This window comes from Virgibacillus kimchii (assembly GCF_055379185.1).
This window is the reverse complement of the sequence record NZ_AP043951.1, coordinates 752,087-777,983: the sequence shown is the minus strand read 5'-3', so window position 1 is coordinate 777,983 and position 25,897 is coordinate 752,087. Positions and strand designations below refer to the sequence as shown.

Annotated in this window: 29 protein-coding genes; 6 read left to right on the top strand and 23 right to left on the bottom strand. The window is 39.5% G+C overall.

Features of this window, described 5'->3' with window-relative positions; all coding sequences use genetic code 11:
* Window positions 1–176: 176 nt before the first annotated feature.
* From ACZ42C_RS03975 to ACZ42C_RS03965, 3 genes are read right to left on the bottom strand one after another with little or no spacing between them, the layout of a single operon-like run.
* Window positions 177–593, bottom strand: coding sequence for a CoA-binding protein (locus ACZ42C_RS03975; RefSeq protein ID WP_461181698.1), 417 nt, complete (start codon window positions 591–593; stop codon window positions 177–179).
* 58 nt (window positions 594–651) lie between these two features.
* Window positions 652–2,175, bottom strand: coding sequence for an ABC transporter permease/substrate-binding protein (locus tag ACZ42C_RS03970; RefSeq protein WP_461181699.1), 1,524 nt, complete (start codon window positions 2,173–2,175; stop codon window positions 652–654).
* The gene (locus ACZ42C_RS03965; RefSeq protein WP_461181700.1) at window positions 2,172–3,236 is read right to left on the bottom strand and encodes an ABC transporter ATP-binding protein; all 1,065 of its coding nucleotides are present in this window, start codon (window positions 3,234–3,236) and stop codon (window positions 2,172–2,174) included. The genes ACZ42C_RS03970 and ACZ42C_RS03965 overlap by 4 nt, the downstream gene beginning before the upstream one ends.
* A gap of 183 nt (window positions 3,237–3,419) precedes the next feature.
* On the opposite strand from ACZ42C_RS03965, the gene plsY reads away from it, so the two are divergent.
* From plsY to ACZ42C_RS03945, 4 genes are all read left to right on the top strand, one after another.
* The gene (gene plsY / locus ACZ42C_RS03960) at window positions 3,420–4,001 is read left to right on the top strand and encodes a glycerol-3-phosphate 1-O-acyltransferase PlsY (protein ID WP_461181701.1); all 582 of its coding nucleotides are present in this window, start codon (window positions 3,420–3,422) and stop codon (window positions 3,999–4,001) included.
* 150 nt (window positions 4,002–4,151) lie between these two features.
* Entirely contained in the window at window positions 4,152–5,084 is a 933-nt protein-coding gene (gene folE2 / locus ACZ42C_RS03955) for a GTP cyclohydrolase FolE2 (RefSeq protein ID WP_461181702.1), read from the top strand.
* 105 nt (window positions 5,085–5,189) lie between these two features.
* The gene (yidD, locus tag ACZ42C_RS03950) at window positions 5,190–5,420 is read left to right on the top strand and encodes a membrane protein insertion efficiency factor YidD (RefSeq protein WP_461181703.1); all 231 of its coding nucleotides are present in this window, start codon (window positions 5,190–5,192) and stop codon (window positions 5,418–5,420) included.
* Between the two features lie 23 nt (window positions 5,421–5,443).
* Window positions 5,444–5,734 carry a HesB/YadR/YfhF family protein gene (locus tag ACZ42C_RS03945; RefSeq protein WP_461181704.1) on the top strand — a complete coding sequence of 97 codons (291 nt, stop codon included), beginning with the start codon at window positions 5,444–5,446 and terminating at the stop codon, window positions 5,732–5,734.
* A 38-nt stretch (window positions 5,735–5,772) separates the two neighbouring features.
* On the opposite strand, the gene ACZ42C_RS03940 is transcribed toward ACZ42C_RS03945, so the two are convergent.
* From ACZ42C_RS03940 to ACZ42C_RS03910, 7 genes are all read right to left on the bottom strand, one after another.
* Window positions 5,773–6,072, bottom strand: coding sequence for a hypothetical protein (locus ACZ42C_RS03940; protein ID WP_461181705.1), 300 nt, complete (start codon window positions 6,070–6,072; stop codon window positions 5,773–5,775).
* Window positions 6,073–6,074: 2 nt separating this feature from the next.
* A complete protein-coding gene (locus ACZ42C_RS03935; RefSeq protein WP_461181706.1) occupies window positions 6,075–6,497 on the bottom strand; it encodes an acyl-CoA thioesterase in 423 nt (140 codons plus the stop codon).
* Window positions 6,498–6,657: 160 nt separating this feature from the next.
* A complete protein-coding gene (tlp, locus tag ACZ42C_RS03930; protein WP_461181707.1) occupies window positions 6,658–6,894 on the bottom strand; it encodes a small acid-soluble spore protein Tlp in 237 nt (78 codons plus the stop codon).
* A gap of 137 nt (window positions 6,895–7,031) precedes the next feature.
* Window positions 7,032–7,172, bottom strand: a complete 141-nt coding sequence (locus ACZ42C_RS03925) for an FbpB family small basic protein (protein ID WP_461181708.1) — start codon at window positions 7,170–7,172, stop codon at window positions 7,032–7,034.
* An 87-nt stretch (window positions 7,173–7,259) separates the two neighbouring features.
* Entirely contained in the window at window positions 7,260–7,841 is a 582-nt protein-coding gene (locus ACZ42C_RS03920) for a TlpA disulfide reductase family protein (RefSeq protein WP_461181709.1), read from the bottom strand.
* Window positions 7,842–8,060: 219 nt separating this feature from the next.
* Window positions 8,061–10,772, bottom strand: coding sequence for an aconitate hydratase AcnA (gene acnA, locus ACZ42C_RS03915; protein ID WP_461181710.1), 2,712 nt, complete (start codon window positions 10,770–10,772; stop codon window positions 8,061–8,063).
* Window positions 10,773–11,065: 293 nt separating this feature from the next.
* Window positions 11,066–12,178, bottom strand: a complete 1,113-nt coding sequence (locus ACZ42C_RS03910) for an ATP-binding protein (RefSeq protein ID WP_461181711.1) — start codon at window positions 12,176–12,178, stop codon at window positions 11,066–11,068.
* A gap of 251 nt (window positions 12,179–12,429) precedes the next feature.
* Between ACZ42C_RS03910 and ACZ42C_RS03905 the strand changes: the two genes are divergently transcribed.
* Window positions 12,430–12,900 (top strand): DUF2621 family protein, encoded by a 471-nt coding sequence (locus ACZ42C_RS03905; RefSeq protein ID WP_461181712.1) that lies wholly within the window; start codon window positions 12,430–12,432, stop codon window positions 12,898–12,900.
* A 65-nt stretch (window positions 12,901–12,965) separates the two neighbouring features.
* On the opposite strand, the gene ACZ42C_RS03900 is transcribed toward ACZ42C_RS03905, so the two are convergent.
* The 8 genes from ACZ42C_RS03900 to ACZ42C_RS03865 form a co-directional block, all read right to left on the bottom strand.
* Entirely contained in the window at window positions 12,966–13,460 is a 495-nt protein-coding gene (locus ACZ42C_RS03900) for a CcdC family protein (RefSeq protein WP_461181713.1), read from the bottom strand.
* 51 nt (window positions 13,461–13,511) lie between these two features.
* Window positions 13,512–13,886, bottom strand: coding sequence for a response regulator (locus ACZ42C_RS03895; protein ID WP_461181714.1), 375 nt, complete (start codon window positions 13,884–13,886; stop codon window positions 13,512–13,514).
* A 263-nt stretch (window positions 13,887–14,149) separates the two neighbouring features.
* Window positions 14,150–14,854 (bottom strand): cytochrome c biogenesis CcdA family protein, encoded by a 705-nt coding sequence (locus ACZ42C_RS03890; protein WP_461181715.1) that lies wholly within the window; start codon window positions 14,852–14,854, stop codon window positions 14,150–14,152.
* Window positions 14,855–15,048: 194 nt separating this feature from the next.
* On the bottom strand, window positions 15,049–15,270 hold the full coding sequence (locus ACZ42C_RS03885; RefSeq protein WP_164219608.1) for a YneF family protein: 222 nt from the start codon (window positions 15,268–15,270) through the stop codon (window positions 15,049–15,051).
* 59 nt (window positions 15,271–15,329) lie between these two features.
* A complete protein-coding gene (gene sirA, locus ACZ42C_RS03880) occupies window positions 15,330–15,785 on the bottom strand; it encodes a sporulation inhibitor of replication protein SirA (protein ID WP_461181716.1) in 456 nt (151 codons plus the stop codon).
* Window positions 15,786–15,965: 180 nt separating this feature from the next.
* Window positions 15,966–17,969, bottom strand: coding sequence for a transketolase (tkt, locus tag ACZ42C_RS03875; RefSeq protein WP_461181717.1), 2,004 nt, complete (start codon window positions 17,967–17,969; stop codon window positions 15,966–15,968).
* A gap of 129 nt (window positions 17,970–18,098) precedes the next feature.
* Window positions 18,099–18,335, bottom strand: coding sequence for a DUF896 domain-containing protein (locus tag ACZ42C_RS03870; RefSeq protein ID WP_461181718.1), 237 nt, complete (start codon window positions 18,333–18,335; stop codon window positions 18,099–18,101).
* Window positions 18,336–18,470: 135 nt separating this feature from the next.
* Window positions 18,471–19,109: a YneB family resolvase-like protein gene (locus ACZ42C_RS03865; RefSeq protein WP_461181719.1), complete on the bottom strand. Its 639-nt coding sequence runs from the start codon at window positions 19,107–19,109 to the stop codon at window positions 18,471–18,473.
* A 222-nt stretch (window positions 19,110–19,331) separates the two neighbouring features.
* Between ACZ42C_RS03865 and lexA the strand changes: the two genes are divergently transcribed.
* A complete protein-coding gene (gene lexA / locus ACZ42C_RS03860; RefSeq protein ID WP_461181747.1) occupies window positions 19,332–19,955 on the top strand; it encodes a transcriptional repressor LexA in 624 nt (207 codons plus the stop codon).
* Between the two features lie 96 nt (window positions 19,956–20,051).
* Here the strand turns inward: lexA and glnA are convergent, their stop codons facing one another.
* The 5 genes from glnA to spoVK all read right to left on the bottom strand — a co-directional run bounded on the left by glnA (window position 20,052) and on the right by spoVK (window position 25,738).
* On the bottom strand, window positions 20,052–21,389 hold the full coding sequence (gene glnA, locus ACZ42C_RS03855) for a type I glutamate--ammonia ligase (RefSeq protein WP_461181720.1): 1,338 nt from the start codon (window positions 21,387–21,389) through the stop codon (window positions 20,052–20,054).
* A gap of 231 nt (window positions 21,390–21,620) precedes the next feature.
* Window positions 21,621–22,004, bottom strand: coding sequence for a MerR family transcriptional regulator (locus ACZ42C_RS03850; protein ID WP_461181721.1), 384 nt, complete (start codon window positions 22,002–22,004; stop codon window positions 21,621–21,623).
* Between the two features lie 186 nt (window positions 22,005–22,190).
* Window positions 22,191–23,420, bottom strand: a complete 1,230-nt coding sequence (locus tag ACZ42C_RS03845; RefSeq protein ID WP_461181748.1) for a methionine gamma-lyase family protein — start codon at window positions 23,418–23,420, stop codon at window positions 22,191–22,193.
* Between the two features lie 22 nt (window positions 23,421–23,442).
* Window positions 23,443–24,678, bottom strand: a complete 1,236-nt coding sequence (hflX, locus tag ACZ42C_RS03840; RefSeq protein WP_461181722.1) for a GTPase HflX — start codon at window positions 24,676–24,678, stop codon at window positions 23,443–23,445.
* A gap of 136 nt (window positions 24,679–24,814) precedes the next feature.
* A complete protein-coding gene (gene spoVK / locus ACZ42C_RS03835) occupies window positions 24,815–25,738 on the bottom strand; it encodes a stage V sporulation protein K (protein ID WP_461181723.1) in 924 nt (307 codons plus the stop codon).
* Between the last annotated feature and the right edge of the window lie 159 nt (window positions 25,739–25,897).

Here is a 25,897-nt window from a genome sequence, read left to right as displayed (position 1 = left end):
TATTCCGGCAGTGACAAACATGATATTAAGTATACTATACTTGAAAGATGCTTGTATAGCATATAAAAGCAAGGGTCACAGTATCCACCCTCTAATCTCTATTGAATCATGAAAAAAGGATGACACCGATTGGCCATCCTCCTCCAATAATTGTCCGAATGTTTTAAATTGAGGGGTCAGACCCCCAACACTGCATGCTGGACTTTAATACAAAGATCCATAATTACTGTGAAGCCGCGTTCTGTCAGGTAGTCATATGCTTCTTCGTTTACAACGCCCTGCTGTGCCCAAAATACACGGCAATTTGTTTTAGCGGCGTCTTTTGCTATGTCCGGCAGGAATTCAGGCCTTCTGAACACATTAATAATGTCCACTTCATCAGGCACTTCTTCCAATGCAGCGTAAGCTTTTTCCCCCAGTACTTCATCAACTGTCGGATTAACCGGGATAATTTTATATCCACTTTCCTGCATGACTTTCGAAATTTGATAAGACGTTCTATCCGGATTGTCGGATAAACCTACAACAGCAATTGTTTTTGCTGTTTTCAATATTTCTTTTACCTTTTCATTTGAAGGGTTCTCCCATGCCATTAATAAAGCCTCCTTATTTTTATGTTTGACCGGCTGAATGTTTAGCAAAGCCTGTTTCCTATCCATCAAGCAGGCCTTCTGCTTCTAAATACTCCCTGGCTACATCATTAGCTGATCTGTCTTCATAATCAACCTGATAATTCATTTCACGCATTTCTTCATCAGTGATCCTTCCGCCCAGCCGGTTCAGTATTTCCTCCAGTTCAGGATGCTGCTCCAGTGTTTCGTTTCTCAGAAGAGGTGCCCCCTGATATGGTGGAAATAAATTTTCCGGATCATCCAATGTTACCAATTCCAATTCTATCATATAACTGTCCGTAGCATAAGCATCTATGATGTCTACTTCTCCATTTTCAATAGCACCCTGTCTGATCCCGGGCTCCATCGTACTAATATTGGCAAGATCAAGGTTGTAAACATCCTGCATTCCTACATACCCGTCATATCTGTCATTGAACTCAAGTGTAAATCCGGCTGTGATGTTATCCTCCACTTCCTGCAAATCACCAATGGTTTCAAGATTATATTGATCCGCCAATTCCTGGGTGGTCGCAACTGCATACGTATTATTAAATTCCATCGGTTCCAAAAACGCCATATCATGCATGTCATTCATGCCTTCTCTTGCCTGCTCATAGACTTCCCTCGCCTCATTGCTTTCCGCCTCTTCATTCATATGTGTCACAATTGCTGTACCCGAAAATTCGGGAAAGATATCAATGCTTCCTTCTTCAAGTGCTCTAAACACAAAGGCCGTTCTGCCCAACCCGGGCTCCAGATCCACTGTTAAATCTGATTCCTCCTCGATTAATAATTTGTACATATTAATTAATATCTCCGGTTCAGCTCCCAATTTCCCCCCAATTACCAAATCTGCCTTATCCGAAGAAATAAACAATGGAGATAGAACGATTATAAATACAATCAACAGCATAGCCATAAAGGATTTGACCCCAAACTTTCTGGAAAAGCGTTCAAAACCCCTTAATATAAAATCAAGTACAATTGCCAATAATGCTGCGGGGATAGCTCCCAGAATGATTAGATTAACATCAGCTCCCCGGTCCAGTCCCAAAAGTATAATTTCACCCAGACCACCTGCACCAATTAATGCTGCGATTGTTGTTGTTCCTACAATTAACACCATCGAAGTACGTATACCCGCCATGATAACAGGTGTGGCGATGGGCAGCTCAACCTTCGTTAACCTTCTGAAGGAGGACATCCCCATGCCTGTAGTAGCTTCCTTTAATGCAGGATCCACTTCCTTTATACCTGTGTATACATTTCTCAGGATAGGGAGCAGCCCATATAAAGTTAATGCAATGATTGCCGGTGTAATGCCTATACCAAAAAAAGGAATCAAAAATGCCAGTACCGCTAAGCTGGGAATGGTTTGCATCACGGCAGACATCCCAATGATTGGCTCAGCCGTACGTTGATATCTCGTTAATATTAAACCCAGTGGAACAGCAATAATAATGGCAATTAATAAAGAGATGAGAGAGATTTGCAGATGCTCCCATATTTTTTCAAGCAGCATATCCTGACGGTTTTGAAAAACGGAGATAAACTCATTCATACCTGAACCACCCCGTTTTCCATCCTGGTATTTCTTTTTAAATACATGACAATGTCTTTATAAGTTAAAACACCTACCAGCTTTTTATCCTTAATCACAGGATAGATTTGCTGTTCATTTTTTTCCAATAACTCCGTCGCCCTATAAAGTGGCATATCATTTTCCAATGTTTTTAAATTGAGAAATTTCCCATCCTGAATTGCACCTTCATACTGAAAATGCTCATCTCTTATTATTATGATTGCTTCCGGGCTGTTTTCTGTTTTCGCCTTCTCTTTGGTCATTATATACGCGTAGTCCAAAGACGCAATAACATCCACTGCGGTCATCCATGGAGATTTGCGTTCACCAATAAAATCCCTGACAAACTCTGTATCAGGATGCAATATCAACTGCTGTGGAGTATCGTGCTGTATGATCTCCCCGTCTTTCATCAAAATCACTTTATCACCAAGTGCCATCGCTTCATCCATATCATGCGTAACAAACAGAATTGTTTTATTAATTTCTTTCTGCAAATTGCGTATATCCACCTGCAATTGTTCCCTGCTGATAGGATCAAGTGCACTAAAAGGCTCGTCCATCAGAATAATATCAGGATCTGCAGCCAAAGCCCTGACTACTCCAATCCGCTGTTGCTGTCCTCCGGAAAGTTCTCTGGGAAATCGATTTGCATATGTAGCAGGATCCAGACCAACCATTTCCAATAACGCTTTAATCCTGTCCCGGATAGCTTTTCTGGACCATTTTTTCATTTCCGGCACAACAGCTATATTTTCACTGATTGTCATATGGGGGAATAATGCAATCTCCTGCAGTACGTAACCAATATTCCACCGCAATTCGTTGATGTTATACTTCTTTATATCCTGACCATTAATGAAAATAGAACCTGATGTTGGTTCTATAAGCCTGTTTACCATCTTCATTGCTGTTGTTTTACCACAGCCGCTCGGACCAATGATTGTTACTATCTCATGTTCATCCACTCGAAATGATATATTTTTAATTGCTTCTGTCCCGTCAGAATACGTCTTTGAAACCTTTTTAAATTCTATCATGGAATCCCCCCATACTGATTAGTGATAGACTCGACTTATGTTTATACCCCTCTTTCCCGGAGAATAAACATGGATATTTTTATTCAGACAGTAAAAATGTTATTTCGTGTTCTTTATTATGTCAGTTCATGCTAAAATAAGAATCATGAACATTCGATGAAATAATAGAAAGTGGGAAGTTAGATGGAGTATATTATTTTTGGTATAATAGCATATTTACTTGGATCGATACCCTCGGCTCTTATCATAGGGAAAATCTTCTATAAAAAAGATGTTCGCGAACATGGGAGCGGCAACCTGGGTGCTACAAATACTTTTCGTGTGTTAGGTATCAAAGCAGGTATTGCAGTGACCCTTGCAGATATCCTGAAAGGGACAATAGCCGTGTTAATTCCGCTGCTGTTTGGTGTTGAGGCATATCGACTGGCAATCGGGCTTTTTGCTGTTGCCGGGCATACCTATCCAATATTTGCGAAATTTAAAGGTGGAAAAGCAGTAGCGACATCCGGTGGAATCATCCTGGGCATCAACCCTATTCTGTTTCTTATTATGATTACCACCTTTATTTTCACTTTATACTTATCCAAATATGTTTCCCTATCTTCCATGATTACAGGGGTTGTTACCGTAATTGTATCCATCATCTTCCGGGATACCGGACTTATTATTGTAACTTCTATATTAACCGCGTTTGTCTTTTATAGACATAAAGCAAACTTAAAACGTATTAAAAACAAGACGGAACCAAAGATAAAATGGATGTAAGTATGACAAGCCGAAGAAATGAAGTATAGCATGTATAGTAAACGACCGGATAGCAACAAACTATACAAAAAACATAAAACCAATAAATTGAACATTGATTTTACGTGAAGTATACTTGTTTTTAGTTTAGAAGAGAAAGGGGATCATGTTGTGGACAGACTAAAAACATTCCCGCAAAAAAAATTGCCAAGTAAGGAACAAAGACATAAATTATTTGGGTCTGTAGAACCCGCCCCCGGAACAAAGCCTGTCGATAAACAAAATATGGCAGATTTACAAAATACAAGAGAAGATTTTTTATTTGATTTGGATGCTGTCGGCATAAAAAATGTAAAACACCCGATTACTGTGGAAAGTGCGCTTGCCCCTCATGAACAAACAACGATTGGAGTATTCACACTGACCTCCGGGTTGAAGCAAACAAATAAAGGAACAAATATGAGCCGGTTTACGGAGGTGCTGGCAGCCTATTCCCATGATGGATTTCGTGTGGACGTAAAAAGCCTGAAGCACTTTACAAAAGCACTCGCTGACCGTCTTGAACAAAATGATGCGTCTGTGGAAATCTCATTCCCATGGTTTTTCAGGCAAAGCAGTCCCCATTCAGGTTTAACCGGCATGAATCATGCCGATGTTTCCATTAAAGTTTCCTATGACCGGATTAGAGGGTATAGATTATCAGGGGAAATTTCTGCTTTAATCGCTACTTTATGTCCCTGCTCCAAAGAAATTAGCGAATACAGTGCACATAATCAAAGAGGACAAATCACCATGGAAATAGACTTTGATCAGACATTCGATGACACAAAAACAGACTGGAAAAAAATATTGCTGGAAGCAGCAGAAAGTAATGCAAGTGCAAAATTGTATCCCGTTTTAAAACGTCCGGATGAAAAAATAGTAACGGAAACAGCTTATGAAAACCCACGATTTGTAGAAGATATCACAAGGTTGGTAGCTGCTGATTTATATGAGCTGTCTTTTGTGAAAAAATTCAAAGTATCCTGCCTCAACGAAGAGTCGATTCATATGCATGATGCTGTTGCTTCTATAACTTATGACAAAGAAACAAACGATGCATAGATTGTAAACTCAGTACAAATGATGGAAAAGCATACGGAAGGCGCGTATACTTGTATATAGGAATATCAAAAATCCCAAACTATAAATAAGAGGGTTATACGAAGCATGAAATATATTTTTATTGGATTGATTAAATTTTACCGGGCTGCCGTCAGCCCGTTCAAGCCCCCTTCCTGCCGTTTTTATCCAACTTGTTCCCAATATGGATTGGAAGCATTTCAACGGTTTGGAGTCATAAAGGGAGCTTATTTAACGATCATCCGAATCAGCAAATGCCATCCCTTTCATCCGGGTGGCGTGGATGTAGTACCCGAAAAGAAAAAGAAGCATCGTTAATCCATCATAAGGAGCTGTATGTCATGAATCTGGATGTTAGTCAAGAAGCTGCACAATGGTATATAAGTGAATTGGAATTAAGTGAAGCATCATATCTGCGGTTTTTTGTGCGTTACGGCTTTGGAGGACATATTCCGGGCTTTTCATTAGGTGTAAAACAAGATACCCCAACAGATATATTTGCCTCGGCCAGTTTGGAAGGAGTTACCTTTTTTATAGAAAACAAAGATGCATGGTATTTTGAAGATAATGATTTACACGTTTCCTTTAACAGTAAAATGCAGGAACCTGAGTTTGAATATGTAGAAAAATAAGGCGCCGGGCGCCTTATTTGTTTTTCACTACGATACGATCATATATTGAATTTCCTTATTTGATCCCATTTCCCTTCTTTCTCCAATATCTCTTTTTGCCATTCTCCGAACAAATCAAAATGCGGATACCTTTGATCTCTATGTATCCACGTTTCTTTCAGGTCATATGTCCTTCCCCAGGAAATCAGCTTTTCGATATTGCTGCATCCGACTTTAGTGACTGAATTACAACCCGGGAAACGATCATCTATCCAGTAATGTGTAAGTATGGCAATATTTCCTTCCCTAACTTCCTGTTTCCAAGCTTTTAACTCTTCTCTTTTAATGCCAAAAGCCATAATTAAGTTTCCTCCGTCTGTTGAACATAGGCATTATGCCAATCCGGAAAAGTTTTTCGAAGGGATATTGGACGAAATTTATCCTTTCTGACAATGACATGTTCGGTTGTACCGGTAACCCCTTCATTTCCTTCTTCATCGAGAATCCGATAACCATATACAGTCCGGCTTCCATTATATTTTTCGACCCATGTTTCAATAACAGCTTTATCACCATATCGAAAAGGACGTTTAAATTTAAGCTTGGCATCAATAACAGGGGATACAACATTATTCTTCTCCATATCTGCATAGCTGAGACCGAGTGATTCAATAAATTTTGTCCTTCCTATTTCTAACCACACAAGATAATTAGCATGATAAACTACTCCCATTTGGTCAGTTTCCTGATACCTGACCTCTACGGTTGTTTTTACTTTATTCAACGGTTCATTCCTCCCCTCCATATTTTAACATAATGATCCCTCTCTGTGTGTTTAATACATCGTCATGTACCTAGCCTTTGTACATAAAACAACTCTGATTTCGAAACTGCAAAAATTAAAAAACCCTTAGCCGAATGAGCGGCTAAAGGCAGATTAACCATTATTGCTGATGGTTATGACGGTATTCATCTTTTATTTCTTCTCTCATACCTTCTATTGCTTCTTCCCGTCGTTTGTTTTTTTCTGCTATTTGTTCTTTTTCCTCACCTGAGGCAAACTTCATTGTCTCATGGGATTCTTCTAAATTTTCAATTGTTTCCTGAACCATATTTTGCAGCTTTTCCACGTTATCGCTTCTGTCATCCGGATTAGGTTGTGTATTTCTCTTTTTTGGCATATTCATTCTCCTTTTACTAAATAATCTATTTGTATTGTCTCTGTATAATAAACATGTATACTGGAAATAAATTCCTCATCCCATTAATGAGATAAAAAAACCTTTTTCCCTATTACGGAAAAAAGGTTTTTTTATTACTATGCTTCTTTTTGGTCTTGAGTATTTTTGTTAATTCTGTTTTCCATATTTTGTTCTATTCTTTCCATTGAAAGACGGTCCTTTAATATTTGCTGCCTATTCTCTCTCACTAATTCATCAAATGATAATGTTCGCTTCAAAGAAATGGCGCTTCACTCCTTTTAGAAGCCAGTATTGCCATCCCTGCTCATAAATATAACAATATACTGCAAAATAAAACGAACATGCTAATCCATGGAGTTAACCATTTCTTCCATAAATGCATAGTCCATGGTACCAATTTTTCTTGGCTGCTGTATGACACCGTCTGTACCAATAAAATAAGTTGTTGGCACCGCTACGGCACCCTTGTAGGCATCACTTACTTCAGAGTTCCTGTCAAGCAGGACCGGATAAGTATATCCGAACTCGTCAATATATTCTTCAACATTCGATTCATCCGTTTCAGTTTCCAATAAATTAACTGCTAAAATTTCCACATTATCATTATTATCATAGAACTCCTGCATTTCAGGCATTTCTTCCCTGCATGGTCCACACCAGGTTGCCCAGAAGTTAAGGATAACCTTTTTCCCTCTTAGCTCAGACAGTTTTACCTTATCTCCGTCCAAAGACTCCAATTCAAAATCCGGTGCAGTTTCCCCCGGTTCAATTCCGGCTGCTTCTTCAGGCATGTTTTCCTCATCAATGAAAACATCCCCCTGATCATTATAGTTATCGGAAGTATTAGACTGATCACTTATATAATTAAAAATGACTATCCCGGCCAACACCAATATCAGCCCAATCCCAAGAATTTGTTTAATCATAACCATGCTCCTTCTTCGAGGCTCCTTTATAGACACTAACGAAAGAAAAAATATAATAACTGCTGTCAGGCTATTTCACATCTCTATTTCTCCATGTATATATATTCATCGTATGTCCTTGTAAACAAAAAGTAAAGTCAATACAGGGTTTGTTCGAAAAAAATTCATATAAAAATGCCCCCGCTTTAAACTGTGCGGAGGCATTATCCATAAATTTTATTATGCTTCTAATTTATTACGTAATACCATTTGCAAAATACCACCATGACGATAATAATCTACTTCTACATCACTGTCAAAACGTGCCACAGCGTTAAACTCGGTTTTCTTTCCTTCTTCATCAACAGCAGTAACTTTAACCAGGTCATGCGGCTTAACAGATTCATTCACTTCAACATTGAAGCTTTCTTTACCTGTTAATCCAAGCTGATCCGCACTTTGACCTTTTTCGAACTGTAAAGGCAGTACACCCATCATAACCAGGTTGGAGCGGTGAATACGTTCGAAGCTTTCCGCAATGACTGTTTTAATACCCAAAAGGTTTGTTCCTTTGGCTGCCCAGTCACGGGAAGAGCCCATTCCATAATCTTTTCCGCCAATTACGATCAATCCGGTACCATCCTGCTGATATTTCATGGCTGCATCATAAATCGGCATAATATCGCCTGTTGGCCAGTACGTTGTATATCCGCCTTCTGTGCCGGGAGCCAGCTGGTTACGGATACGTATGTTGGCAAATGTTCCTCGCATCATGATTTCGTGGTTACCACGGCGGGACCCGTATGAGTTAAAGTTTCTCGGTGATACACCTTTTTCCTGTAAGTGTTTACCGGCAGGCATATCTTTTGCAATCGCACCTGCAGGTGAAATATGGTCGGTTGTTACAGAATCACCGAATTTACCGATCGCACGCAGATTATTCAACGGTTTAACTTCACCGGCTTCTTTCGAAAGTCCTTCAAAGAATGGTGGGTTTTGAATATAAGTTGACTCGCTGTCCCACTCAAATAAAGGCTCATCTGTTGTATCAATTTCATTCCAGCGTTCGTTGGAAGTAAATACACCTTCATATTCTTTCCGGAAGATTTCCGGTTTGACTACTTTTTCAACCTCACCTTTAATTTCATCCATTGTTGGCCAGATATCATTCATGTAAACAGGCTTTCCATCTTTATCTGTGCCAAGCGGCTCCTTGGTTAAATTAATATCAACTGTTCCGGCCAATGCATAAGCAACCACTAGTGGCGGTGAAGCCAGGTAGTTTGCCTTTACAAGCGGATGGATACGTCCTTCAAAGTTACGGTTACCGGATAACACGGAAGAAACAAGCAGATCATTTTCTACTATGGACTGCTCTATCTCTTCACGGAGTGGCCCGGAGTTTCCGATACATGTTGTACAGCCGTAACCCACAAGGTTGAAGCCTAATTGATCCAAATAGGGTTGCAGTCCTGCATCCTCCAGGTAACGGGTTACCACCTTGGAACCAGGTGCCAGAGATGTTTTTACATAATCCGGTACGCTTAAGCCTTTTTCAATAGCATTCTTTGCCAATAAGCCTGCTCCAAGCATTACATACGGATTGGATGTGTTCGTACAGGAAGTAATTGCCGCAATGGCCAGTGAGCCTGTCTTCATCTCTGATGTATTGCCGTTCGGATGTTTTACGGTAACTGTTTTATCAAATTCTTTTTTATCAAGACCAAATCCCTGATTTCCTTCAGGCGCTGTAATTGCTTTATTAAACTCTTCTTTCATTTTTGATAATGCAATTAAGTCCTGCGGGCGTTTTGGTCCGGATAGGTTTGGTTCCAGTTCGGACAGATTAATTTCCACCAAATCCGTGTATTCCGGATCAGGCTGGTCAGGAGAATACCACAGATTATTTTTCTTGCAATACTCTTCCACTAATTTGATTTGTTCTTCACTTCGGCCTGTCAGATGCAAGTAGTTTAGTGACTCTTCATCTACCGGGAAAAATCCGCAAGTAGCTCCGTATTCGGGAGCCATGTTGGATATGGTTGCCCGATCAGCAAGCGGCATATCTTTCAGCCCCGGACCGAAATATTCCACAAATTTTCCTACTACATTCTTTTCACGCAATACTTGGGTTACTTTTAATGCCAGGTCTGTTGCTGTTGTACCATTCGGGAAGCTTCCTGTAAATTTCACACCAATAACTTCCGGTGCCGGCATGTAGGATGGCTGTCCAAGCATGCCTGCTTCAGCTTCAATACCGCCAACACCCCATCCAAGTACACCAAGACCGTTAATCATCGTTGTATGGGAATCCGTGCCGACAAGTGTATCAGGAAATGCATCATACTCCCCGTCTTCATTTTTAATTCCATGAATTACGTTGGCAATATACTCCAGGTTTACCTGGTGAACAATCCCTGTTGCCGGTGGTACTGCACGATAATTGTCAAATGCCTTCTGAGCCCAGTTTAAGAACTCATAACGTTCTGCGTTACGCTCGAATTCCAAGTCCATATTGGCCTGTAGCGCATTAGATGATCCGTACTGATCAACTTGTACAGAGTGGTCAATAACGAGATCGACCGGTACTTCAGGATTGATTTTATCCGGTTCTCCCCCCATATCAACCATTGCTTTTCTCAGTGACGCCAAGTCAACTACGGCAGGCACACCTGTAAAATCCTGCAATATAACACGTGACGGTTTGAAAGGCACATCAGCCTCTTTGCCTTCCGGTGTTCCCCATTTAGCCAGGGCTTTTACATGTTCATCTTTGATTTGATGCCCATCATGCTGACGCAGCAATGACTCGAGCAAAACCCGGATGGAAAATGGGAGGCGGGCTACTTTTCCTACGTTATTTTCTTCTACTGCTTTTAACTCAAAATAGTTATACGTCTTCCCATTTAATTCAAATTGTTTTTTAGCATTAAATGCATTACTATTCCCCACAGTCGTCCTCTCCCTTCAAAACTATCTTTGGTGCGTCAAAATACGACACACACATTTCAGTTACCTAACGGAAAAATACTTTTCATTTGCAGCCCGTGCCATTGCTTTTTACCGGCAAAGCTGCCTGCGCATCTAAGTACGCTTTGATCCTCACCATATATTATTCTATCTGATAAGCGTACATAAAACAAACGTTTCAAGCAAAATAACATATTGTAAAAAGTTATGCAGAGCGATAACTTTTCCTTATACGGTTATGGACAAAAGCTAAAAGAAACTTATAAAGTGCTATTTTACGGCTGAACAGGGAAGTGAATGAGGAAAGTACTGCCCTTTTCTTTGTTTTGTTTGATTTCCAGTTCAGCTGCGTGCTGTTCAAGTATTTGTTTTGAAATCATGATGCCAAGTCCTGTGCCACTCTGTTTCGTCGTAAAAAAAGGTTCTCCCAATTTATGTATGAGTTCTTCAGGTATACCGGAACCTTCATCAATAATACTTAAGTGTATACCGGATTTATCAGATGCTGCCTTTAATTGAATAACACCCGGTTCATCCATCGCTTCTATAGCATTTTTTACAAGATTGATTAATACCTGTTTGATTTGAGAGCGGTCACAATAAATCATTATATGATCGGGAATGCCGCACTGAATGTCAATTCCTTTTAAATTTGCCTGGGGTTTTAATAACACAATAATATCATGGAGCATATTTTTCAGTGACTCTTTCTTTTTATTATCTGTCAGGGGCTTGGACACAAATAGTAATTCTGAAGTGATTGTCTCCATTTTTTCTATTTCCTCAATCATAATATTATAATACTCTTCTTTCCGGCTCACACCAGCCTGGAGCAACTGAATAAATCCCTTTAGTGAGGTCAAAGGGTTTCTGATTTCATGGGCCACACCTGCGGCAAGCTGACCTGCAATCGACATTTTTTCCGATCGGATCATCAGCTCCTCAATCTCTTTTTTATCCGAAATATCTTTGAGCGTGGCAATGTAATAATTCTCTTTTTTGTTTTTATCATATAATTTTCCGGCAGTACACTCCGCCCAGATATACTTGCCATATTTGTTAATGAGATTGACCATAAAAGTCTGGCTTTTGCTGCTGTAATCAAATTTGCTTTTTATATAATTTTGATCTTCCTCGGAAATTTTTTCGTACCATTTTGTACCTGTCAATTCTTCTCTGTTGTAGCCAAGCATTTCCTCTACGGATTTGGATATAAAGATGACAGTACCTCCATGATCCCAAACTGTAATCAAGTCGTGATCATGATTTTCAATCCAGGAAAGCATAAATGCAGGCAGGTCCGAAAGTTCAGGAAATCTCCCCGCTACCCCAACCGGGCCAATTGGGTTATTTTTCTTTTCCCCGCCGTTACTATGATTTAACCCCATAACATCTCCCCCTTTATTTACAAAATCCAACATCCTTTGCCCCGTGCTTTATATTTATGACACATTCTCCTCAATTATGACCCTTGTTTGAATAGATATTTATTAATATAATAGAATTAAATGAACCTAAAGTTCATAACCAATTATTAGTAATAATATTACTATAACTATTTCAAAAAATAAATTAATTATGCAAAAATAATGTCATCTATTGTAACTTTTTTAAATATAAAAGAAGAAAAGGTGAAATCATGTCGATATTTGCAGACTACTTTATTGTTATATGGGGCTTCCTTATGATCGGGTTTATGGCGGTCGGCGGCTTTTTTATGTTTCGTAAATTCCTGAAACAAATCCCGAAAGAAGACGGCAAGTCAGATATGGATTGGGAAAATTATTATTTACAAAAAACGAAACATATGTGGGATGAGCAGGAAAAGGAATTACTTGAGGAATTGGTCTCCCCGGTCCCGGAAATATTCCGGGATGTAGCAAGAAATAAAATAGCCGGAAAGATTGGTGAAGTAGCATTGGAAAAAAATATGGAGAAAATCTCACAGGATGTTTTAATTGAAGGGTATATTATTGCTACTCCAAAAAGAGATCACCGTTTTTTAAGAAAAAAATTGAAACAGAAAAATATCAATGTGGAGCCCTACGAAGCATTCTTTAAACAATCACAAGATGATTACAGAAAAAATTGGAAAGCGAAGTATAAATGAAATAAAAATATACGCCCTATGAACATTGCAGGGCGTCTTTTTTCAATTCATTCGATATTGATTGTTTATTTTGCCTCTTCCGACACCGGCACCTTTGTTTTAAGCTGTTTTTCAAGCTGCAGGTATTGATAAAGCATTGATACTCTCCAGGTAATAATCATGCCAAAGGCCAATACAAAAAACATGCCGCTAGTTTCACCTAATGATATGGTGCTTCCCACCAAAAGTTTAAGTATAATCCGAAAAGCCAGCAATCCGAGCAATATAAAAGCAAATGCTTTTGATGGAATTAAATAGATCGCATTGTCCCGAATTTCAAATTTGGAAGTCTTTATTAAGAATACCGAGCAAACTATCCCGACTGCCAAAGCTTCAAAAACTTGCAGCCAGGTGATATGGAAAACAGGAAATAAAAACATGAATGCACCTGTGCTCATAAATAAGGGCGGCAGTATAATCCTTTTTGTGCTTGTCGGTTTTTTTGCTGCTCTTAAACGAATTCTAATCATTATCAGGGCCATTGCAGCAGCAATAACTGTACTGGCTATTAACCAAAACATGCAGATCACTCTCTCCACTTGCTGTTTAAACTATTAAAGGTCATCAATTCTTCATGCTGAATTACTATTTTCCAGTACTCGTTCCACCGTTTCAAGTATTCTGCTTTCTTCAAAAGGTTTTACGATAAAATCCTTCCCGCCGGCTTCAATAGCCTGAACAACTACTTTTTGCTGCCCTATCGCAGAACAAACGATAATTTTTGCTTCACTGTCTTCAACTATAATTCTTTTCATTGCCTCAATCCCATCCATTACTGGCATGGTGAGATCCATGATAACCAAGTCCGGGCGTAATTCTTTGTACATATGTATAGCTTCTTTTCCATCCTTGGCTTGCCCTACAACTTCATAATGATTTTTTTCCAATATATTTGTCAGCATGATCCTTAAGAAAGCAGCATCATCTACAACCAGAATTGCAGCCATTACCGTCGCTCCCCTCATTTTTTCAGTTGTTCCTTAATCTATATACTATTTATCATAAGGAAACATTGAATCATTTACCAGCAGCTTAATAAGTTAATCTCCCTACCGCATGAATGACAGTAACCTTTTTCAATGTTGATTTACGCATCCTTTCGAAGGGAACAGACAGAAACGTGTCAAAAAAGCTTCATGAAGTATAAAACTCCCTCCCCACACATTATACACATGGCTAATATGTGAGAGGGAGTAAACCATTTTACAGATCAGAATCCGTAAAATCCAAACCAGGCTGCCAAAAATGAAGTTAATTTAGTCATCCAGTCAAAAAACAAGGCAATTCCTACAAAGATCATTAAATAACCACCTATTTTGACGATTTTCATGCTGTGCTTCTTCACCCAGTTCATTTTTCCAATAAAGAATGCCATTACCAGAAATGGAATGGAAAACCCTAAAACATAACTGACCATCATAATCATACCTACTTGAGGGTCTGTTGCAGCCAGTGCAAAAACCACAGCCAATATAGGGCCTGTACATGGTGTCCAGCCAAGTGAAAAAGCCAGTCCTATAAGAAATGAACCGAAAAAACCGGCAGGTCTGTTTTTAAAACTAATGGATCTGTTTTTAATTAGGAAGTTAAAATTAAGTACGCCGACAATAACCAAACCAAAGAAGATGATTACAATAGCACCAACCTGTCTAATCAAATCCTGGTAAGTCAGCAGGAAATCAGAAATGAATGAAGCGGTAAAACCGATCATTACAAAAACAGCTGAAAAACCAAGCAGGAAGAAGATCGTATGCAATATTGCCTTTTTGTTAATTTTGTTGTTTTCTTCTTTCAGTTCGCTGACACTCATCCCTGTAATGTAAGATAAAAATGCTGGGTAGAGCGGCAGCACACATGGTGAAATAAACGATAGAAAACCTGCTCCAAAAGCAAGGAATATATTAATTTCAGACATTCAGAACCCCCCAGAGACCTTGTTGTCTCCATTGTATCAGAATATAGAAGCCATACATGGAATGAATATGACAATAAACTGAAACTTTCACTGTTACCATGATTTTTAACGTAAGAATACACTTTTACCCCTTACAGAGTATGTAAGGGGTATCTATTCATAATTGCTATGCATTATGACGGGTAAGTAATCATCTATTTGTCCTGCTGATTATTCATTGCCCGCATCATCTGGTTGATTTTCTTTTGTGACGGTTTCTGTCCCATTTGCATCATTAACGTACGGAGCATTTGCTCATTGATAGGCGGATTCTTTTTTAAATAGTTCATCATATATTTTCTCGCAATAAAAAACCCAAGAGCAACACCGGCCAGTAACGCTGTGATAGCAATTAATACAACCCAAATCGTGCTCATGCCCTGCTTTCCTCCTTCGTGTTGTCTCTTTTTCGCTAACCCCTATATAGTATAGTAAATCATGAGTTGGAATACAATAGGAGATTTATATCTTGTTTATTCATATACAATACAGGAGAAATCCATCCAAAGTCTTTTTTTCCTGTTATAAAAAGTAGTCGTTGGTATCTCCGCAGCATCGGAAACAGTAATTGTTCGGCATCCTGTAATGCATCACATCGAAATTTTAAATGTTTTTTACTTATAAGTAAAGAAATACAGCTTCCGTTTTGACATATAGTTATACGTGATCCGTCAATATGTACAATTGCTTTCGTGTTGTTATAATATCCCTTCATATGGCTGATCAGCTTTTCATATGAAAAGTTATGGGTGATATAATCAAATTGCATAATTAGATCTTTTCTTGCATCATCCTTTTGATAACTTCTGAGAAAACGATATAAAATATCACTTTTATGAAAATAATGGTTTGCAATTTCTTCTTTAATCCAATAAATAGAATACGTATTCATAGAGATCTCCTCCTTTATCCTCTATTATACGTACTCTATTTCAGAATAATGTCACTTTACATAAAAAACATCCACTTCTTTTGTCGGTTGGCGCCTGTCGCTCCACGAATTTTGTCGAAGGCAGGCTATGTTCTGTTTGCTAATAAAGATGGTTCCGATGAGCGGAACCATCTTTATTAATTAATTCAGAAGAGACTCCACGTGTTTCACTACATTTTCTACTGTAAAGCCATATTCTTCAATCACTTTATCTCCTTTTGCGGACGCGCCAAAAGTATCTATACCCAATACTTTGCCTTCATCGCCCACATAACGTTCCCATCCGAATGGGGAAGCCATTTCAATCGCTAAACGTTTTTTGATATGCGGAGGCAGTACCTCATTTTTATAAGACTCATCCTGCTTTAAAAAACGATCCCACGAAGGCATGCTTATAACATTGACTTCAATTTCCTTCTCGCTTAATGCTTTCTGTGCCTCCACTGCCAGTTGAACCTCGGAACCTGTGGCTATTAACAATGCATCCGGATCCTCTTTTTGGGATTTACTAATCACATATGCTCCCTTTTTAACTCCTTCATAGGCCATCTCTTTTGTTCCCTTAAGTGTCGGCAGATTTTGCCTGGTCAATACCAGGGCTGTTGGCTGATTTTCTGATTCCAAAGACAGGCGCCAGGCTGCCTGTGTTTCATTCCCGTCAGCTGGACGAATAAGCGATAATCCGGGCATTGCTCTCAATGCGGCCAAATGTTCCACTGGCTCATGTGTTGGTCCGTCTTCTCCAACAGCAATGGAATCGTGGGTAAATACGTATGTGACCGGTGTTTCCATAATTGATGATAATCGCACAGCCGGTCTTAAATAATCACTGAAAACAAAGAATGTACCTGCATATACATTTAGCCCTCCATGCAAAGCCATTCCGTTTAAAGCAGCACCCATAGCGTGTTCCCTTACACCGAACCAGATATTTCTTCCCGCATAATTTTTACGGGAAAAGTCATCCTCATCATTTATCGATGTTTTATTGGAGCCGGCTAAATCGGCGCTTCCTCCAAATAAGTTTGGAACGGATTCCGCTATTGCATTTAGTACTTTTCCGGAGGCCGCTCTTGTTGCCAGAGTATCCTCACCAGGTTCAAAAACCGGAAGATCTTTCTCCCAATCGGCGGGTAGTTTTCCATTTAATGCAAGCTCGAAGTCACTTGCTGATTCAGGATATTTATCTTTATAGGTTTTTAAAAGTTCGTTCCAGTCATTTTCAGCTTTCGCACCGGGCGTTCCAATCTTTTCCTTAAAATCGGCATATACTTCCTCCGGTACATGAAAATCTTTGTGCGTCCATTTATAATATTCTTTTGTAAGTTTAACTTCATCGCCGCCAAGCGGAGCGCCGTGGGATGCAGCCGATGCTGATTTATTCGGAGAACCGTAGCCGATCACAGTCTTAACCTCGATCAGTGTCGGCTGATCCGTGTTTTCTTTTGCCTCTTTAATTGCATTTCTTATCGATTCAATGTCATTTCCGTCCTCTACCCGCAATACTTGCCAGCCATATGCCTTGAACCGCTGCTCCGTATTTTCAGAAAAGGAACGATTTAAATCTCCATCTAAAGAAATGTCGTTTGAATCATATAAAGCAATTAATTTACCCAAGCCAAGATGACCCGCCAATGAAGCTGCTTCATGGGATATTCCTTCCATCACATCGCCATCACTGATCAGTGCGAATGTGTAGTGATCTACAATGGATAAGTCAGGCTGATTAAATTTACCTGCAAGGTGAGCCTCAGCCATTGCCATGCCTACGGACATGGCAATACCCTGCCCCAATGGACCTGTAGTTGCTTCAACGCCATCTGTGTGGTGCACTTCAGGGTGCCCGGGGGTCTTGGAATCCCACTGTCGGAAATTTTTAATATCATCCATCGTTACATTGTATCCTGACAAATGCAATAAGCTGTAAAGCAGCATGGAACCATGACCTGCTGAAAGGACAAAGCGGTCCCGGTTGAACCATTTGGAATTGGCCGGATTATGATTCATGAATTCTGTCCACAATGTGTAGGCCATGGGCGCAGCACCCATAGGCAAACCTGGATGGCCTGAATTTGCATTTTCAATAGCATCAATTGATAAAGTTCGTATCGTATTAATGGATAACTGTTCAATATTTGTCGACATATTGTTTACTCCTTCCACAAATTAAACGAAAGTAATAATCTCTTCTATTCTATAATGAATTACACCTTGTAACAAGTAAACAGATAAGGGGCCCATAATGAAATAAAAAAATGTTCGCGCTAATTACTACTATTCATTTTCCCTATTTTTCTTTTGCATATCCTTTACTTTTTGAGGTGTAACATCATTGCCTTTAGGGTCAACGACTTTCATGGTTTTAAACTGATTTTTAAAAGAACTGCGCACATTTTTTAAATAAGCTTCCCTCAACTCTTTCTGTTCTTGTTTTTCTTTTTCAGTCAATCCTTCTTCTTTTGCTTTCTTTGCAAGATAATTAATCCGTTCCAATTTGTCTTTTGATAGCATGGGACCACCCTCCAATGGAGTTGAAATTTATTACATGATCTTCGTAATTCATCTAAGACAGGAAAAATACCACCATAAAAAAAACAGGAAAGCATTAGTTCCTGTTTTCTAATGTAGCGTTCTTATTTATAAGAATCAAGTATTTTGGGCTTCTTTATATCTTCGGTGGACGGTAGCCTTTGATACATGATAGCCCATGCCATTTAACGTAATGGTTATTTCTTCAAAAGTCATCTTTTTATTCCGCAGACGGATGACTTCATCTATCGGAAACGAGACCCGTTCCCTGCCCGGAGCTTTTGTCAGGTTAGATAAGTTTTTTCCCGGGTTATAACCTTCTGTAATCGCCTTTTTCATTCCTCTTTTGATCTTTGCATTATGCAGTTTACGCTGGTATTCTTCCACGATGGATATAATTTGCAAAACCATAGAATCTGATTCCGATAATTCCAGTTCATCTTCGGTCATAGCTGTATATATGGGAATGTTAAGCTTTTTAAGTTGGTGAAACAATGCAATCTTGGTGTTTCCTCTGCCAAGCCTCGTTTCGTCCTGAATTAAAAGACATTCCGCCTTATGATCAGAAAACATATCAAGCATTTTCAATACGCCTTCCCGTTCAATTTCATAACCACTCTTTTGCTCCTGTATACTTGCAGCGATAGTAAAATCGTATTTTTTGGCAAGCTTGGTCAATTCAGCTCTTTGTCTGGATAGGGAAGTTTCCTGTTCCTGTTTATCAGTACTTACGCGACAGTAAATAATTGCCTTCACCTCTAACACTCCTTTCATTCCCACGTGAGAAAATATCTGCAGATTAAACATCTGTTAACCATACCGACAGAGGCCCACACTCCGGGAACTTTTGTTCGATTATATATTATTTCAGGAAAACAGAATGCTGTCAAATTTTCAGAACGAATGTTTGCTTAACTATATTAAAAATGATAGACTTATATTAACTATTTTTAAGTGCGAGGAGCGAACAAAATGACAATAGCAAAGCTATCCAAAAGACAGCAGGCAATCATGGATTTTATTAAAGAACAGGTTGAAGAAAAAGGATACCCGCCCTCGGTGAGGGAAATTGCACTTGCGGTTGGACTTGCATCCAGTTCTACCGTACATGGACATCTTTCCAGGCTGGAAGAAAAAGGGTATATCAGAAGGGATCCAACTAAACCGCGGGCAATTGAAGTACTTGACACCACAGGGGAAAGCGACATTCCGAGGGAAAAAGCCCGGTATGCACCTTTAATCGGCAAGGTTACTGCAGGCCTTCCCATTACTGCGGTTGAAAATATTGAAGAGTTTTTACCGATCCCTGATCATACAAGTAATCCGGATGATAATATTTTCGTCCTGGTTATCGAAGGAGAGAGTATGATAGAAGCAGGTATATTGGATGGGGACATGGTCATCGTGAAACAGCAGAACACAGCGCAAAACAATGATATTGTTGTTGCCATGACAGATGATGACGAAGCCACTGTGAAACGTTTCTTTAAGGACAAAAATCAGATACGGCTTGAACCGGAAAATGCAACGATGGAGCCGCTCATATATGATAATGTTACAATACTGGGAAAAGTAATCGGTTTATATAGAACCATTGATTAAACTTGCACGCCGATTGACCAGTATTTCCAGGTATGAAAAACCGTCCTGTATCGATTATGATACAGGACGGTTTTTCATTAAAAGGGAAAACCCTTCTTAATAGGAATTCAAATACTGCTCTCTTTCCCATGGATGGACGGTTGTTCTGAACATGTCCCATTCAATCTCTTTTGCTTCAACAAAATGTTCATATAAGTGTTCACCCATCGCATCCTTAATTAATTCATCCTTTTCCAGCTCTTCCAATGCAAGCATGAGTGTCGGAGGCAGATTTTTAATCCCGTTTTCTTCCCGTTCTTTTTTCGACATGACGTATATATTTTGATCCACGGCCGGGGGCGGGGTCATTTTATTTTTAATTCCATCTAAGCCGGATGCAAGCAGAACAGCCATGGCCAAATATGGGTTTGCGGATGGATCCACACTGCGCACTTCGATTCTGGTGCTGATCCCTCTAGAATATGGAATGCGTACCAACGGACTGCGGTTCGCCGTTGACCACGCCACATAGGAAGGTGCTTCATAGCCCGGAACCAATCGTTTATAGGAATTCACGGTAGGATTAGTTACTGCAGTATAATTTGTTGCATGCTTAATTACCCCTGCCGTAAACTGATAAGCTGTTTCACTTAATTGCTGGTCTCCATTTTCATCGAAAAACATATTATCCCCATCTTTGAAAAGGGACATGTTTACATGCATCCCCGAACCATTCACACCAAAGAGAGGTTTTGGCATAAAAGTGGCATGGAGGTTATGCTTTCTCGCAATAGTTTTAACAACCAATTTAAATGTTTGAATATCATCTGCGTGCTTTACAGCGTCAGCATACTTGAAATCTATCTCATGCTGGCCGGGTGCAACCTCGTGGTGGGAAGCTTCAATTTCAAAGCCCATCTCTTCCAGCTCCAGCACAATATCCCTCCGGCAGTTTTCTCCAAGATCCGTAGGTGCCAGATCAAAATATCCGCCCCGGTCATTCAGTTCAAGAGAAGGCTCTCCATTTTCATCCAGTTTGAATAAAAAGAATTCAGGCTCAGTTCCGATATTAAAGGCATCGAAACCAAGCTCTTCCATTTTTTTAAGGTTTCTTTTCAGGTTATAGCGTGGACAGCCTTCAAACGGTGTGCCATCCGGATTATATATATCACAAACAAAACGTGCCACTTTCCCTTTTTCCGAAGTCCAAGGAAATACTACGAATGAATCAAGGTCAGGGTACAGGTACATATCGGATTCCTCAATACGAACAAAACCTTCAATGGATGAACCATCAAACATCATTTTGTTATCAAGAGCTTTATCCAATTGACTGAGGGGTATTTCCACATTTTTAATCGTACCCAGCATGTCTGTAAATTGCAGTCGTATAAACCTTACGTTTTCCTCTTCAATCTGTTTCAATATTTCTTCTCTCGTCAGGCTTTTTGCCATCTAAACTCCTCCTACATAATTGTTTATAAATGAATGAGATGGAAACATAATTATTCTTATCGTATTAAAATCCAAGCAACTATTTCCTGTTCCGGAAATACCCGGAGCTTTTAGTTTTTTATAATATTCTTGGAGTCTTTAAGTTATGTTCCAGTCTCAATATAACTAAGTTTATTAGTAAACCAGGTTAATTAGCAGGAATATCAGAAGCATACACAGATATATGACACATCAATGTATGAAAAATCTTGAAAGTTCCCCTTGCCTTAAGCTTGTTTTGCCATACCTGCCAGTTTCATTCAATTCCTGTTTCAAGTATTCTTTCAGTTCTTTTCTCGTAATATTTTTTTTCTTTTTAGTTTGTTTGTTTTCCTGTTTCTCAGCCAAAATAAGCTTTATACCGGCAATATTTAATCCTTTTTCCAACAGGTCTTTTATTTCCAGCAACCGGTCCACATCATTAAATGAAAATAACCGCTGATTGCCATCCGTTCTCTCCGGATGAATTAAATCATGTTTCTCGTAATACCTTATTTGTCTGGCAGTTAATTCTGTCAGCTTCATTACAATCCCAATCCCAAAAAGAGGCATGGAACGCCGCTCCTGATCATTCAACTCATGACCTCCCCTGTTTTTAAGATAGTAACCATTATAATGTAAGGTTATATAACATGTCAAGAATGATGTAAGGTTTTCTGACATGAAGTGTTTTTTTATACATAACTATGTTCTGTGGAATGATACGGAAATAAATATAAAACAAAAAAGGATAGATTCTATCTACCCTTTTTGTTTACCCCGTTATTCATTAGTGTAATCTTTTTTTTGCAGTGACTTTACTGCTTCTGATAAAGCAATTTTGACATGCTCATATGTTAATCCGCCTTGTACATACGCAGTGTATGGGGGGCGTATGGGCCCATCAGCGGATAATTCAATACTGGAACCCTGAATAAATGTGCCTGCCGCCATAATAACTTCATCTTCATATCCCGGCATGAGACTGGGATATGGCTGTACAAATGAATTGACAGGGGAATTTTGTTGCACTGCCTGGCAAAAAGCTATCATTTCTTCTGCTTTGTGAAAAGTCACTGACTGTATTAAATCCGTTCTTTTTTCCAGATAATGCGGGCTGGTCTGATAGCCAAGCAATTCAAGCAGCCGTGCTGTAAACACTGCACCCTTCCAGGCTTGTCCCACAATATGGGGAGCCAGGAAAAATCCCTGGTACATTTCCTGCAGTGTATCCAGCGTTGCACCGGTTTCCTTGCCAAGACCCGGTGCGGTTAATCTATTGGCACACGAAAGAACAAGATCCTCTTTACCGCAAATATAACCACCGGATCGAACAATCCCCCCTCCCGGATTTTTAATCAGAGATCCCGCAATGATGTCTGCACCTGCATGCAGCGGTTCTTTCTCTTCCACAAACTCACCGTAGCAATTATCCACAAATATGATGAGATTATCATTTATATTTTTTATAAATTTCACCATTTGTCCAATCTCATCTACAGTAAAAGAAGGCCTGTCATCATACCCTTTGGATCGTTGTATACCAATAACCTTCGTTTTCTCCGTAATTGCTTCTTTCACGGCCGGGAAATCGACGGAACCATCTTCTTTCAGGCTTACTTCTTTATAACCGATTTGATATTCTTTCAGTGATCCGGCATTCTTTCCTGCAGTTCCTATAACTTCCGATAATGTATCATATGGTTTACCGGTAATGTAAACTAACTCCTCCTCCGGTCTTAAAAGGCCGAATAATGCAATGGTAATCGCGTGGGTGCCCGAAACGATTTGCGGCCTGACAAGTGCATCCTCTCCGCCAAAAACTTCTGCATATACGGCTTCCAGCGCTTCTCTTCCCATATCATCGTAACCGTAGCCAGTCGTGGAATAAAAATGACTGTCACTTATCCGATTATTTTTAAATGCCTGCAAAACTCTCCTTTGATTTATTTCCGTCATCTGCTCAATTTCCTTATGGGGAATAGAGCAATCTTCTTCTGCTTGATTAATCATTTTTTTCAGATTCAATGTATAACTACCTCTCTAGCAGTATTTGTAACGGGTGATCCTTTCGCATATACCCTTTAAAAATGTATTTATTTTTTTCCTCGGAAAAGTCCTTTTCAATGACAATCGTTTCCCGTTCCAGTCTTTGCAATAAATTACCGTCTGCCGGATGCAAATACACGGTATATCTGTCCCAATTCTCCTTGAGCAGTTCCTCTATTCTTTCCAGCAATTTATAAATATCTTTCTGTTCATATGCACTTATAAATAAGTATGGATGCCGGCCCGGTATAAAGTCTTCGGAAAATTTATCTTTCTTATTATATACAGTCAGCATCGGAATGTTATGCGCATTCAGTTCCTGAAGAAGTTCCATTACAGTCCGTTGCTGCTGTTCCATATCCGGGTTCGATCCGTCTGTCACATGGATGAGAAAGTCTGCTTCCGTTACTTCTTCCAGCGTAGACCGAAAAGCTGCAATCAACGATGTTGGTAAATCCTGCAAAAAGCCTACTGTATCTGTAATAAGCGTCCGAAATCCCGATGGAAGGCTAATTTCCCTCGTTAGTGGGTCCAGCGTTGCAAACAGCTGATCCTCCTCCAGCGTTGCACTCTTTGTAATCCGATTGAAAATGGTTGATTTGCCGGCATTTGTATAGCCGACAATCGCTATTTGAAAAACATCATTGTTCTTTCTGCGTTTTCTGTATTGTTCCCGTTGGCGCACAGCAATTTCCAGTCTATTCTTAATATCATGGATGCGCCTTCTTATATGGCGCTGGTCAGTCTCCAGTTTTGTTTCACCCGGTCCTCTTGTCCCTATTCCTGCACCCAGCCTGGACAGCTCTGTCCCCTGCCCCCGCAGCCTCGGCAGCAAATACTCCAATTGAGCAAGCTCCACCTGCAGTTTACCTTCTTTTGTTCTGGCACGCTGGGCAAATATGTCCAAAATAAGCTGACTCCTGTCGATGATCCGTACACCGATTAAATTGCCAAGGTTACTTAATTGGCCGGCTGACAGTTCATCATTGGAAATAACGAGATCAACTTCCAGCCGATCCACTTCTTCTTTTATTTCTTCCACTTTTCCGGTACCGATATAATTGGCAGGATGAATATGCCTCCTTGTTTGCGTCATTATTTTCTTCACAGTGCCTCCTGCTGTTTTACTCAAGGAAACCAATTCTTCCAGTGATGATTGAAATCTCTCTTCCTGCTGATCGGGTTTTTTTACGGCAATAATAAGTATTTTTTCTTCTTCCATATATTTTACCTTTCTTTTCATGTTTATTGGATACGGGCGGTCAAAGCCCCTAATTGTAAAATGTATACTATTACATTTAAAAAGATTATAGATTTCATCATAGCAAATAATATCAGAGATTTAAAATAGTATCTCTTTATGAAGGTTCTGCCTCTACATCCTGCTTTGTCAACTTAAGCAGATCTTCCGTCGACAGTCGTGGGGTGCTTAGTAATCTGACAGCCTGTTTTCTGATGGCACTTTCAATCAGATTTCTTACGTAACGTGCGTTCGAAAAATTTCTTTCCCCCAGGTGCTTTTTCTTATATAGATGGGATTGCAGGTAATACAGTGCTTCTTTTGTAAATTGATACTCCCTTTCAGTTGTCATTTGTACAGCGATATCCAATAGCTGATTTACTTCATAGTCCCTGAAATCCAGTATAAAAGGAAATCTTGACTGCAGGCCGGGGTTTAATGACAGAAAACGGTCCATTTCATTTGGATATCCGGCCAGAATAAGCACAAAATCATTGTGATGGTCCTCCATATGCTTTACAAGACTGTCGATTGACTCCTTTCCAAAATCTTTTTCTCCGCCACGGGCTAAAGAGTATGCTTCATCTATAAATAAAACCCCGCCCATTGCTTTTTGAATCATCGCTCTTGTTTTTTGAGCGGTTTGCCCAATATACTCACCAACCAAATCCGCTCTTTCCGCCTCTATAAAATGCCCCTTTGAAAGTAGATTCATATCAAAATATAATTTGGCTAACTTTCTGGCAACCGTGGTTTTGCCTGTACCCGGATTCCCTTTAAACAACATATGGAGTACCTGCTTCGGGGCTTTCAAACCGAATTGCTCCCTTTTTTCATTGATCAAAGCGGTTGCATAGATTTCCTTTATTTTATCTTTTAATTCCTTCATGCCGATAAAGGAAGAAAGTTCTTCATCAATATGGGAAAAAGGTCTATTGTCAATGGTGTACAATGAATGATTTGTTTTTGGCTGTTCTTTATTTCTCTCGCTTAATACAATGTTAATTTGTCCGTTCCTGTTTCGGTTCAATTGAGTCTCCATGTCATCACTCCTTCGTCACGTTTATTATACGTTTTTATTAAAAAGGTGTGACATATGCCCATGGACTTCATTTTTAAACGAGAGTATCTCTATTGGTATAACTAAAATAGCTGGAGTTTTGTACTTAGAAATATCGGCTCAACGTAAATACTTCATGTG

Coding starts and splice junctions, on each gene's coding strand:
- ACZ42C_RS03975 (WP_461181698.1), bottom strand. CDS start 593: ATGGCATGGGAGAACCCTTCAAATGAAAAGGTAAAAGAAATATTGAAA.
- ACZ42C_RS03970 (WP_461181699.1), bottom strand. CDS start 2,175: ATGAATGAGTTTATCTCCGTTTTTCAAAACCGTCAGGATATGCTGCTT.
- ACZ42C_RS03965 (WP_461181700.1), bottom strand. CDS start 3,236: ATGATAGAATTTAAAAAGGTTTCAAAGACGTATTCTGACGGGACAGAA.
- plsY (WP_461181701.1), top strand. CDS start 3,420: ATGGAGTATATTATTTTTGGTATAATAGCATATTTACTTGGATCGATA.
- yidD (WP_461181703.1), top strand. CDS start 5,190: ATGAAATATATTTTTATTGGATTGATTAAATTTTACCGGGCTGCCGTC.
- ACZ42C_RS03945 (WP_461181704.1), top strand. CDS start 5,444: ATGAATCTGGATGTTAGTCAAGAAGCTGCACAATGGTATATAAGTGAA.
- ACZ42C_RS03940 (WP_461181705.1), bottom strand. CDS start 6,072: ATGGCTTTTGGCATTAAAAGAGAAGAGTTAAAAGCTTGGAAACAGGAA.
- tlp (WP_461181707.1), bottom strand. CDS start 6,894: ATGCCAAAAAAGAGAAATACACAACCTAATCCGGATGACAGAAGCGAT.
- ACZ42C_RS03920 (WP_461181709.1), bottom strand. CDS start 7,841: ATGATTAAACAAATTCTTGGGATTGGGCTGATATTGGTGTTGGCCGGG.
- ACZ42C_RS03910 (WP_461181711.1), bottom strand. CDS start 12,178: ATGGGGTTAAATCATAGTAACGGCGGGGAAAAGAAAAATAACCCAATT.
- ACZ42C_RS03905 (WP_461181712.1), top strand. CDS start 12,430: ATGTCGATATTTGCAGACTACTTTATTGTTATATGGGGCTTCCTTATG.
- ACZ42C_RS03900 (WP_461181713.1), bottom strand. CDS start 13,460: ATGTTTTGGTTAATAGCCAGTACAGTTATTGCTGCTGCAATGGCCCTG.
- ACZ42C_RS03895 (WP_461181714.1), bottom strand. CDS start 13,886: ATGGCTGCAATTCTGGTTGTAGATGATGCTGCTTTCTTAAGGATCATG.
- ACZ42C_RS03890 (WP_461181715.1), bottom strand. CDS start 14,854: ATGTCTGAAATTAATATATTCCTTGCTTTTGGAGCAGGTTTTCTATCG.
- ACZ42C_RS03885 (WP_164219608.1), bottom strand. CDS start 15,270: ATGAGCACGATTTGGGTTGTATTAATTGCTATCACAGCGTTACTGGCC.
- sirA (WP_461181716.1), bottom strand. CDS start 15,785: ATGAATACGTATTCTATTTATTGGATTAAAGAAGAAATTGCAAACCAT.
- tkt (WP_461181717.1), bottom strand. CDS start 17,969: ATGTCGACAAATATTGAACAGTTATCCATTAATACGATACGAACTTTA.
- ACZ42C_RS03870 (WP_461181718.1), bottom strand. CDS start 18,335: ATGCTATCAAAAGACAAATTGGAACGGATTAATTATCTTGCAAAGAAA.
- glnA (WP_461181720.1), bottom strand. CDS start 21,389: ATGGCAAAAAGCCTGACGAGAGAAGAAATATTGAAACAGATTGAAGAG.
- ACZ42C_RS03845 (WP_461181748.1), bottom strand. CDS start 23,420: ATGATTAATCAAGCAGAAGAAGATTGCTCTATTCCCCATAAGGAAATT.
- hflX (WP_461181722.1), bottom strand. CDS start 24,678: ATGGAAGAAGAAAAAATACTTATTATTGCCGTAAAAAAACCCGATCAG.
- spoVK (WP_461181723.1), bottom strand. CDS start 25,738: ATGGAGACTCAATTGAACCGAAACAGGAACGGACAAATTAACATTGTA.